This window comes from Candidatus Omnitrophota bacterium, from assembly GCA_016929445.1.
Taxonomy (GTDB): Bacteria; Omnitrophota; Gorgyraeia; order JAFGIU01; family JAFGIU01; genus JAFGIU01.
Window position 1 is genome coordinate 1 of record JAFGIU010000085.1, and the last position, 12,521, is coordinate 12,521.

3 protein-coding genes are annotated in these 12,521 nt (G+C 55.0%); all 3 read right to left on the reverse strand.

Going from position 1 to position 12,521, the window contains the following annotated elements; translation table 11 throughout:
* Positions 1–10,333, reverse strand: a 10,333-nt coding sequence (locus JW937_07010; protein MBN1587160.1) for an FAD-binding protein, incomplete at its 3' end; no start/stop codon positions are given.
* Positions 10,334–10,619: 286 nt separating this feature from the next.
* On the reverse strand, positions 10,620–11,621 hold the full coding sequence (gene bioB / locus JW937_07015) for a biotin synthase BioB (GenBank protein MBN1587161.1): 1,002 nt from the start codon (positions 11,619–11,621) through the stop codon (positions 10,620–10,622).
* A partial coding sequence (locus JW937_07020) for a PilT/PilU family type 4a pilus ATPase (GenBank protein MBN1587162.1) occupies positions 11,618–12,521 on the reverse strand: 904 nt, incomplete at its 5' end. The genes JW937_07020 and bioB, both read right to left, overlap by 4 nt.

Below are 12,521 nucleotides of genomic sequence, written 5' to 3' on the forward strand. Positions count from 1 at the left end.
CACGATCTGCGGGAGATATGCCCGTCCAATCCTCGGTCCAGCCCCAAGAATCCGGATCGATCAGATCCCAACGGCCCCGAAGCGCAGCCGTGCTGGGCTCCGTGATAAGGCCTGCCTGATACATTTCTTGTAAGCTCGCCGCCACATCAAAGAGCACTTGGGATTGTCCGTTGATGATGTTCTGGGTGGTCGCAAAAAGATCACGCTGAGACTCCACCAGCTGATTGGAATTGGCGATGGCAATATCACAGCCCTTGGTACAGTCCGTGCAGCGGTTGCACCCCACGGCTACAATTTCGCCGGTTCCCAACATAACCTCGTCAGCACCCAATGCAATAATTTTAAGCACATCCTGAGAGGTCCGAAGTCCTCCGCTAGCTCGAATCTTAACCGTATTTCTTACCCCCTGTTGCACCAGGAATCTGTGGGCATCAACCACGGCCTGTTCCAAGGCCATGGCAATACGGTCTTTGGCGATCTGTGGCGCAGCACCTGTGCCTCCGGCCGTCCCGTCAATTTGAATGACGTCTACACCTGCTTCGACCATTCCCTTACACACGTGGTAAGTATCCACCGGAGTGGGAATTTTCCCGGTGACCACAATTTGAGGGTTGAGGGCCCTAAACCAGTCCACATGCTTACGGTGGTCTTCAATGGAATACACGTTATGAAAGGGGAAGGGGCTGTCCAAATCAATGCCTTCAGAGGTTCCACGATAAGTACTTACAGGCTCCCTATTTTTAGAACCCGGGAGTTTTCCGCCCAAGCCAGGCTTTGCTCCTTGCCCGTACTTGATCACCACCTCTTTTGCCGTGCGAATCCGATGAGCCAATTCATCCAAGTCTTTGAACTGAGACCAAGTGTTCTCATCCAGAACCAGCACATCATAATCTTCCGCCAGCGTATCCTCCTTGACTCCGAAAAACCCAGTTGCCACTTGTGTGGCAATCCAACGTCCACTGCGCCTGAGAAGGTATTGAATCAGACGGGTATTTTTTTGGAACCCGGGCACAACTCTTGTGGAAAACACATTGGGCAAACTCTGCAACAAACCTCCCTCACCACTGCCCATATGTGCCTGGAGAATAGCCGCCGCAAGATTTCTAGCAAACCACAGTTTGTATCCGATGGATCCCACGGACATATCAGCAAAATGGAGGATACTGCGAGGAACTATCTTCTCGGCGGGTTCCCGCACTGTTTCGCCGTTCTTAACAACTTCCTTGGGCTGAGCATGTTGGTTTTCCCATCCCGGTGACAGGTTAACGGGTTTGGGCTCCCGTCTGTCCCCCTCCATCCTTTTCTGACCGTCAATCCACTCGGCATATGCATCAATATCGATAAGACCTGTCTCTGGATTGACGAACTGCAGACGGCGCTCTGCGCTCAGTTCTTCTAAAGAAACAGACCTTCCCAGAGACACGCCTTCGCCGTCTGTGCGTTGAACCCGAACCCATTGCAGGTTATCCAAACTTCCCGCCCCAATATCCTGCCCTGTGTCCACGCGTTCCGTCCCGTAGCGGTCTCGAAGCTGCGCATAAGTCCATTCACCGCTGGCGAGCTTATACCAGCTCTGCAGAAGATCCTTGGTCCAACGCTTATCGCCCTTGAGCTCGTGCACCACTCGGAAGGCTTCCCCCCAACCCACAGTCAACCGCTCCTCGGGCTCCGCCACACTCCGCACCAGCCTTAACAAACCGCGAGCCGTCCAGGTATTGGCCCGCATCAGTTCCCCCTCTGCCTCCAACAATGCCGCGTTAACTTTTTGGGAACGCTTGGCGTGATCCGGATTGGTCACGGTGTCGTGGAGTTTAAGTTCTTGCTCTCTCAAATCGATCAACCGGCCCCGGTCCCCGACAATACGCCGGACATCCCTCACCCCAAATGCTCCCAAGACTTCCTGGAATTGGTCCAGCCAGGAATGGGTGAGATTGTGCAGCCTCTCCACCCCCTCATCAATATTGAACGGCTCAATGCGCTCACGTCCTTCTCGATCCAAACGAGGCATCTCATGGTCAAGCGCTACGAGCGGAGTACGATCTGCCACTACGGCCGTAGCCCCTAGCATCATAGTCACCCCAATGTCCGCCGCTTGCTTGATACCCCCGCTCGCAATAATCGGAACCTGCTGGTGCCTGCCTTCGGACTTCAATGCCTCGTATACCGTGGGAATTAACCGCGCAGTTTCATAATCGGTTGCCGCTGCGTTAAAGGGCGATTTGATGTGCAAAATATCCGCCCCGGCATTAGCAAAGGCCAAAGCCCTTTGAGCAATCATTTCATGATCAGTCCCAACCCTCGGCTGCAAGAGGATAGAGATTTGGGGTAATCGAGCCGGAGAGACTTCCGCTTCCGCAGGAAAACCCCGCACAATACGCTGGAGCGCCTTAGCCTGGTTCAAAACCTCGGCAACGGACCTTTGAGAGTCCTCCCCATACTGATCATCATCCACAATTTCGATCATGGGCAGCTTAGCCAAAACCGTATCAAAACCCGGGAAATCATTCTGCCGCTTCCTCACCTCATCCAGAGCCCGCCCCAGGGATCCACCTCGAACGCGCAAAGAAATGTTTTCCGCATAAGGCATGAGCGCTTCGTAATTGCGGATAAAGTCCTCAATCTCAATTAAGACCAGGGATCCTTCCAAGTAAGCACTCCGGGCCATGATTTCCGCCACCTCCCCGGTGCGCTGCTGGGCAAGGCCGGTACCATCCGCAGAACGCGTTCCCTCAATCACAGGCACTTCAAACAGAAGTGGCATATTGAGATGAACGCCCTGCATACGCGTGATCATTCCCGGAAATCGACCTCCCAAGATTTGACGGAGCCGGTCATAAACTTGAAAGGCCAGGCGCCGGCCCAGCGAAAGGCGAAAACTGATGGATTCTCTCAGGCCATCGCGAGTCGGACGCACAATCACAGAAAGGTCAAACACAAAACGATTCAGACCTGCCCATCGCTCATTGACCGGAGGGGCTTCGTCCACTTCGGCGGGATTCAGGCCAGCGGCCAAACGCAAATGCTGCTCTCGAGCACTAAAAGGAATCTCGACTTCGCGGTCGCGCATGAGCCAACGGCGCCAGGCTGTGGTGCGCACCCGGGCATGCACAGAGGCTGTACCCATTCCGCTTTTCAGCGAAGTAATGCTATTCGCTTCTTCCGTAATGCGAGCAATTTCTGCCGGCTCATAATCCGCACCCCAGAGCTCCAAGAAATATTCGTCCGGCTCGATATGAATCGCGCCATGCGGCAGACCATGCACAGTTCCGGCCGGGCAGTTCTTAGCACATTTCTGACATGCCGTGCATCCCACATCCCCGGATTGAGCTTCTACTTGGGTGACTTCTTCAAAGAACTCGACGGAGTCCCCAGTCTGATAGGGCAAATCCTGATCCGCACTCACGTTGAAGCTCACCGTGGCCACAGCCGCGGCCCCTTTGTAACGGCGAACCAGCGGAACACTCCCCTCCGCCCCTTGGATGCCCACAGTACTCAATCGCCGCACATGCTTGCGCTCATTTCTCTGCAAAACACGTACAGAATCCCCTCTGAGCGCCGCCAACTCCTCAACCGACACCCCTTCCAAGACCACCTGTGCGCGCACCGTTCCTTGTTCACGGGAAAAGACTTCCTCCACTTCCACAAAGCCCTGGCCCCGGTTCTTAGGTTGGCGAATCTCAGCAATCCTAACGGCACGACCCTCGCCAATCTCCAAGAAGGTACCCCAAGCCAAGCGGCCGTTCTCCAATTCAACATCCAGAACAACGTTTCCGTCTTCTTCATCAATCTGCATTCCAGACACAGTAACCCGGCCCACTTCTTGCACAAGACCCTTTACTTCATCCTGAGAAGTCTGCCACGCGTTCTCCCGCCAATCCCTTACAAACCCGGCGCGCGCCACATGCCCTTGCTCCACAAAAACATCCATTTCCACCGTATTCCCGTTGCGCCGAACATTCTGCACCATGCCGCGGCCCACGGATTCCAGAGATCTCTCGCCATTGCGAACTTGAGGCAGGTTATTGGGGAGAGTACCTCCGTGCTTTTTGAACCAACGCGCAGGAATGCGGCCCCCGGTAGCCCTCAGGAGTTCGTCCAAAGTGACCATTTTCCGGCGATCCGGATCCTCAGGGTGCTGAATGCGCTCCGCGACCTTCGGGTCGTCAATGCCGCACAACGTACAGTTAATACAAATGCTTTCATCCACATGCACTTGCCACTGGGGAAATTGGCTCAGCGGCGGTGCGTGAATGCTGGATGAGGGATCCACGGGTGTTCCTCGCGCACCGTACAAATCCTCCATAGCCATTTGAACACCCGGATGATTTCTCAAAGCATCTCCAAAAAGCCGGATCGCATCGTCTACGGGGTATCCCTCAGCACGCAGCTGCTGTTCAAGCGCATCGTAAGCAACCAGTTCTTTGGACTCGCCCACGCCCAAGACTTCTCCATAATTGGCCAGCAGTTGATCCCCAATCGGGCAGATATGCTCTTGTTCAGCCACACCGCAGCGCAAGCAGGCCACAAAACTAAAGAGCTCATCAAAGGTAAGTTTCTGCCCCGACAAATGCTTGCGCATCAAACGTAAACGGCCCTCAGGAGTCACATCAAAGGCCCGTTTCATGAGCCAAGGATCCCGGGAGTTCATCATGATTTGCGCAATCGGGCACACGGTAGTACACGCACTGCACCGGATACAGGTCTCCTGCTCCGCCCAAAGCTCTTCCACATACCGCACCAATTCCTTGCCACCGACTCTGCGGCTCCAATCAATCGTGCGGATAACGCTATTGCGCACAGGTGCCAGCATTACGGTGAATCTATAAGCCGTCATTAAGGTCCAACCCAATGGACCAAAGGCAAATCGTGAAGGCAAATTGCGCCCGCGCGTCTTCATTTCCGTAACCTTGCCCGGATTCATGATGTTATCGGGGTCGTATTCCTTACGCGCATTCTGAAGCCGATGCATGTGCTCCTGCCCAAGCGCTCTTCTGAGGAAGTCGGTAAAGAACAGACCATGACCATAAGGCCGCGCCTCATGAAACAAGACAGCAGCAAGCATATTGACCTTGGTAATCACGGCATCCATATGGAAGGAGAGAAAATCCCGGCTATCGCTCAAGAACTCCGGGGAAACCATGGCTTCATAACCCGTGACATTCCCTGCGGCATCGTGCACCGCAGTCACATAGGCCTTGCCATGAATCTCGAGATGTTGCGGTCGCTCCAGAGTCTCGTTGTAGCGGACTAAGCCCTGAATCAGCTCATCTGGATTCCCGATCTCAGAAATCTGGGAGACGTCAATCAACAGATACTCCCTTCCCGACACTGCCTGGCCCATACTCGCTTGAGGATTAGTGCTGAGCACTACGGGCCTGCCAAATCTCTGCGCTGTCCGCACAATGAAATCAATTTGAGTAGCATCATTCACCCGAATGCGAAGGTCCGCTTGACGACTGCGGCCAAAGAATTTGCGCCCTCGGCGGGCAGCCCTCGGAAGCACGGCCTCAATTTCCTGGGCATCCATTTTCTCAACCGTTACTTCGGGCACTCGCCTCAACAGAGGCGCCCAATCCCTGGTCTGTCCAGTGACCTCTGACCGAAGAATGGAGTAGCTGTCTAATTCCTCCTCCAAGCGCAACATCAGCTCACCTCGCCTCTCGGGCCTAAAATTGGATTTCCCTTCCCTTGGCAGTGCCCTGAGCTCTTCGAGAATGTTTTGAATGGCACGCTGCTTTCCAACCAAGACATCACTTCCCGGACTGACTGGGATTTCTTGGCTCTCGGAAATCTGAGCCACAGCCAAGAGCTCTGCCTTTCTGTAAAGTTCAATCTGACGGTTTAGCAGAGAGAGCTGATCCTGCCTCCAATTGGGGCTTTGTCGGTGAAGTGGAGTTTGGAGAAATTCCAACGTGATTTTGAGCGAGGCTTTAAGACCATTCAAGGCGGAATCCGATTCGAGGATAGGGAGTGGCTGGCTCAAAATGTGTTCAGCCACTGCTAGAGTGTCCAGCTCAACGCCCAAGTCCGGAGCGGCAGGCGCTCGCGGAAGGCGGCGCAGGGTGCGCAAACCACGCGTCATTCGATTCACTTGCCCCAAGTAACCGGAAACCCTGTCCAGAGGCATGACCACTTCACTCGTGTACATATCGCCTAAGTTCCTAGCCTTCATGGGACGTAAACGTTCGTCCCACTTGTCAAAAGCCTCTTGCCAACCAGCAAGAGTCGGGGAAGCAATCCGGGGAGTAATTCCTGCATAGCCCGCAATGCGCTCATGTCGAACGGAATTTTGGTGCTTGAATACGAAGTACAGAAAGTGATCTCCCAGGGCACCGATCTTTCTCAAACCGGGCTGGGTCAAGGCTCCTTTGAGGGCAGCCCAGAAACTAACCTTGCGGATCCGAGGTGACTTTGCATAATCTTCGAAATACTCATCAAACTGTTGGGCCTGCTCAGCGTCATCGAAATTCAGAAGCACTTGATGCTCTGGGCCTGACTCTCCGTGGTGCTGCTCGTACATCACGTGCGTGGGATCCATGCCCGGTTTTTTTGTCACTTCCTGTACAAAGGCCATGGCTTCCTCCCCGCTCTCAAAACGGGCGAGTCGGGGACTCGCCCCCTGCATGCGGTGTAAGCGAAGCTGTACCTCGAGGATGATTCCAAAACGACCGCCTGTGCCCACAAAGTCTTGAAGGCGCGGATCCCCGCGCTTGAGCTCTTCAATTTTTCCGGCCCCGGTAAGTACACGCATGGACTCGATGGCTTGGAGTGCACTGCCATAGCGGTAGTTGTTGATGCCCAAACCACCCACACCCGGTTCTCCATTGGAAATCCAACCGGCCACACCCCCCGCTGGATTGCTGGGGCAATGATTGTCCAGACTCAAACGATGCAGTTCTTGATCGCGAATAGCATCCAAACGCTTCAGCGAAGCAGGCCCTCCTTGAAGAGCCAAAATAAAATTATTCAGTCCATCATCTAATTTCTTTTTTTGACGCACATACTGCTTCAGAAGCTCTTCCACTGCTGCGTAATCGAGACCATAGGTCTCTTTGAAGGCCTGCCCGGCCGGTGTGGAAAGGCCCACACCGACGACATTGCGCATAATCTCTTCCACCGCATCATCGACTACAGCGCGGTTGTGCTCATCCAATTTTGCCTGAATGACATCAAAGGTCGCAGTGGGCCCCACAGTAAGAATCATACGATCAGACTGCCCCGGCTCGATCTGGATCGCCTCCACTTTGATGGAATTCAGCTCAAAAAGATCTAGCACCAGATTCCTCTTGGAAGGGTCCGTAGGAATGGCCCCACCCAAAGCCGCACTCGCACGACCCCGGGGAATAAGATTGATGTGATGCGCACGCGCAAACTGAACGATGCGAATCAGGTCGTCTTCACTTCGAACACGCACAGCAGCATCCGGTTTGGTGTCATAGACCAGATTAAAGGCACTGGGCATCTTGGCCAGGTCCTGGTTGTATACCTGTAGGAGAGCCATCGGGTCTGTCAAAATCTGGGAGTCTCTGAGGTGTCCGGCCAAAGAATCCAGCAAGTCCTGCCACTCAGGATCGAGTTCCGTCTCTCTCTGTCGAGGCGGGGCAAACTTTGCCAACCTTTCATCGCCAAGAACCTTATCCCAGTAACTCTCAACCTTTCCTCCCATCTCCTCTTCAGTGCCTTCGCCCACTAGATCCAGAAGCCGGGTGCCGCTGAATAAGGCATCCTGAACTGCTTCAATTGTTGGATCACTTGTCTCTTGAAGGCGGCGGTCCAATTCATCAAAAACTGCAGCATTTGTGAGCTCTGAAAATTCCGGATAATGACTCCACACAAAGTCAATGATAAGCGCCTGAGCTTCAGCACTAAATTCCTTGGTCAGAGCGTCTGAATAGAGGGATTGATTGATCGTCCGGACCAAATCTATGAGGGCCAAGAGGGCGCTTGAATCGGAATCCCCCGACAAGTATTTCACCAACAGACTTGTGGCCTGCAGCTCTGCCTCTGACAAAGCACTCATTAATCGTACGCTTTCCCCCAGAGTCTCGGCCGCCTGCAACAAATCTACTGCGGAATTGGCGGACTCAGAGTGCTGCCCCTGCTCCGGCTCCTTAACACCCCCAAAAATCAAATTGTCCAAGAGTACTTGAAGCGATTCTCGAGTAAGGTCCGAACCCAGAAGTCCTTGTAACTCGGCGAACAGCCCCCCCGGTAAGGATGCAGGCTCAGGAGCATTGAGTAATTCGGGGTGCCCATCCAAAATCAAAGGATGCCGGCCGTTCTCGGGAACGCTTGCTGAGTTCTCCCCGGCGGATTCCAACTGCTGTGGCAATCCCCAAAGCTCTGTCTCCAGTTGCGAAAGAATCTGCAAATAGCGCGGAATGATCTGCGGATCTGTGAAATAGGGTCTGGACGAATTCGCATCCGCTGCGATTCTCTCTCGAAGAAGGCCGTGCCATTCCCTTAGCCTTATTGCTCTTTGAGTCTGTGATAGCTCTCCGAACATCTCAAGCACCACCTCTGCCTGTTGTCGGATGATACCGGCAAATCCTTCAGGATCTAATGCCGGGTTTGCTGCCAACAAATGCATCGTGGCCAGGGAATCCGCACGAGCCACGCTGGCAAAAGTGTTCTGAGGCTTTGCGGCACCAACGTCATACGCCAACATCCTCTCCAAATACAGATCCGGGCCGGCAAACTGCGTGACGCGGGGGGCGACGACCACATAGGAGATTCCCCGGCGGGCGAGGAGTTCGGTGATGCCCTCGGTGTGGAAACCGCCGGTGAGAAGCACAGCATCCCCTTCCTTCATCCACGCCAAAGTATTGCTCACCAGAGATTCATTGCGCGCCTCGGCCACTTGATAGAAACCTTCGGCGCCATCGGCCCAAGACTTCCAGGCCGTCAATGCCTGCTCGCACACTGTCTTGGAAAGCTCCACCCCGCAGCGCTGAGCCAGGGTCTCGGCTGTCTTGCACAATTGCCCGGGATCGAGCTGAGCCCGCTTCTCCTGGTACTTGCGCCACTCTTCCGGAGCCGCATCCCCCTCCAAGACACTCATCAAAAGCCCCACGTTCTGGCCCAACGCGTAAACCTGCTGTTCTTCCTCGCTGCGCAGCAGGCCCGCCAAAACGCGCGCCTCCAATTCCTGCGACTGCGCCAGAACTTGCTCGGGCTGCAGCTTTTCGGAAAGCCGGTGGAATTCCGCGGCCTTGAGGATCTGCGGATACTCCGAAGGCGCCAGCCCCTCTTCCGCGATCCAATCTTGCAGCACCACCGCCAGCTCCCCGGCCGCCAAACGTCCCCCGGCTGCGCCCGCAGCCGCCTTCATCAAATCCTGTACCCCCTCTTCGCCGGCCCGGGCCTTGATCAGTCTTGCCAACAGAGACCGCGTTTCCTCTTTATAGAGGGCTGCTTCGAGTTCAGGTTGCAGTTTCTGAACTTGGGCAAAGGCCCATACGGCCGGATACTGACTCTCCAAGTCCAGCCCCATTGCCCCGGCCAAACCTGAGAGCAACCGAACGTATTCAGTCATACTGCCTTCCGCGGTTGCCCTGCCCGCGATCGCTCGCAAAAGCTCAAGAGCCTTGGGGCTTAGCGTGGCCTCCTGGATTGCCTCCACCTGCGCGCTCAGGGCCTCCATATCCGCCACCCACTCCGCAGGCACCGTGTGCATTTGCCGGAAATACAGATAGTCCTCGATGTATTGCTCGCGATTCTCAACGCCGTACAAATCCAAGGGCAGCTGCCACGCAATCGAGGCCTTTTCCGGCCCTGTAATGATCGCCTGGTTCAGGGCCTGTTCCGCCCAGCGTTGGCGCACTCCGCCGTCCGGGATAGAGCTAAAGAAGAACGTGAGGATCGGGCCCGCGCTTCCCTCCAAGGCCACCTGCTTCACTCCGTGGGCCTGGTTCAAGTACTTCAGAATCTGCGCAATATTTTCCTGGGCCTCGGGGTGCGCATGCACATCCTGGATATAGACCACCACTTGCGAAGAACCCGGAAAGATCTGGCGCTCCACCACACGCCCCAGCTCAGCCGGCAGATCCACGCTGGCCGGATCCAGGGGGAGAGGCCCGGCCCCATGCGCAGACGCAATGCGGCTGTAGCTGGAGTCATTGCGGTGTTGTATGTCAGTTGGATTTGCGGCCGTGCGGCCTGAGGTCTGAATCTGAGAAATGTTGCGTTTGGAAAAAAAGGAGCGTTGGGGCGCGGCCCAACTGATATCCAAACTTGTGAGAAGAAAGATTTGCGCAATCACCAAGCCTGCCAGCCGGAAGGCTAAATAATGCCCCCTCCGGGGCAGGCCACAGCACTTAGAGTCCTTGGCCATGCTTCCCCCTTTTAAAAATGAACGTATCTGCTTGGAAATGGGCTTAGAAGAAACTGCTGGAGAAGGGATGAATGAATCGCAAGTGGTTCTTCTGCAAACCCTAAGAGAAGACTACCATTTTCCGGGAGATCTTACAAGGATATGGAATCATTTATTAGTACCTGATATTTTGTGTTTTCAACCACTTAGGGGAAAATTGAGGATCTTAGATAAGCGGTTGCTGTGCAGAGTCTTAGAAACACGACCGCGAAAAGTTAAAAACTTTTTTTGTCCGGGAAAAGGGGCTTTAGACCGCCACTTCTTCCGGCTCGATTTCGGGCTCAAAACCGGCCTTGCGGATCACCTGACAGGTCTCTTTCAGGCTCTGGCCCCCGGTCGTCAAGTAGCCCTCGGCAAAAACGGAGTTGGCAGGATAGAAGACCCATTTTTCATACTCGCCGGTGTACGTGATTTCCCGCCCGCCCGCGGCCCGGATTTCAGCCTTGGGGCTTGTGAGGCGAAACAAACACAGGGCGCGCAGGCCGCGCTCGGGGTCCATACGGGGTTGGTCCTGAAGCGGGGTGCCCTCCATGGGGTGCAAGGTGTTCACGGGCAAAGAACGCACATTGAACTGCCGGAGTGTGAGGGCCATGTCCACGATATCCCCGTCCTCCTCGCCCATCCCAATGATGCCCCCGCTGCAGATATTGAGGCCCGCTTCCTGCACATATCTCAGGGTCCGGAAACGGTCCGCATAGGTGTGCGTGGTACAGATTTGAGGATAAAAGCGTTCGCTGGTATTGAGGTTGTGATTGATCCAGCCCGCACCCGCCTTTTTGAGTTCCAGCACTTGTTCCTTGGTAATTAAACCCACGCTGCAACAAATCTCCAAGTGCTTCCATTTCTGTTTGATGCGGCGCGCGGCTTCGGCCAAGTGCTCCACATCCTTATCTGTGGGCCCGCGATTGCTGATCACCATACAATAGCGCTTGGCTCCGGCCTCAACCGTGGCCCGCGCACCCTCCACCAACGAATCCAAGCTCTGCATGGGGTATTTCTCAATCGGGGCCTTCGAGACCTTGGATTGGGAACAGTAGCTGCAGTCCTCCCCGCACAGGCCGCTGCGCGCGTTCTTTAAAACAGCTACCTTGACCCGGCGGCCGAAATAATGCTCACGCACTTGGAGCGAGGCATTCAGCAGGTCTTTAAACTGATTTGGAGGTGTTCGGAGAATTTGCAGGCCTTCCTTCTTGCTGAGGGCCCGGCCCTTGAGAATTTCCTCTGCGAGTGTTTTTAGATTTAGGTTCATCGTTTGATTCCTGAGAGGCTCACTTGTAAGTCTTGAACGCTGTCCGCGGCCAAGAAGGCTTCTTCCTGTGAAATACTTCCTTCCCTAATCAGCTTGACCAAAGATTGCCGAAAACTGCACATGCCCGCGTCTGCTCCATCTTCCATGAGTGGAGTAATGTCCCCCAGCCGCCCTTCCTCGATTGCTTCCCGAATCGTTGGGGAGGCCACCAGCACCTCACAGGCGGGGATACGGCCCTCGCCGGAAGTACGGCGCACCAGGCGCAGACCCATGATCCCTTGGAGGACCAGGCCCAACCGGGAACGCGCGTCCTCCCGCAGATGCGGGGGGAAAAGGTTGACCATCCGGGGCAAGGCTTTAACGGCATTGGGCGCATGCAAGACTCCGATCACTAAGTGGCCTGTTTCCGCCGCGCGTAAAGCCGCATCGGCTGTGGCCGCGTCACGGATATCACTCACAAAGAGCACGTCCGGACTCTGGTACATGGCATGCTTGAGTCCCTCTTCGTAAGTTTCCAAGTCCGTGCCGATTTCTCTCTGGTTGATGATACATCGCTCGTCCTGATAAACGAACTCTATCGGATCTTCAAAGGTCAGAATATGCCGGGCCTGGTTCTGATTCATGTAGGAAATCATCGACGCCACAGTCGTGGACTTGCCCGAACCCGTGGGACCTGTAAAAAGCAGCAGACCCCGTTGTTTCAAGGCCCACGACTGCAGGATTCCGGCAGGCATATGCAGGGAGTCAAAATCCCCGACGCTGTTGGGCACCATGCGAAAAACCCCCGCGCGCCGGCCCTTTTGTGTCAGCACACTGACGCGCATACGCCCGCCGCTCCAGTGACAGGAGAAATCGCGATCCTCGCCTCGCAAAAGTTCCTCCCGGCAACCCTCAGGAGCG

Coding starts and splice junctions, on each gene's coding strand:
- bioB (MBN1587161.1), bottom strand. CDS start 11,621: ATGAACCTAAATCTAAAAACACTCGCAGAGGAAATTCTCAAGGGCCGG.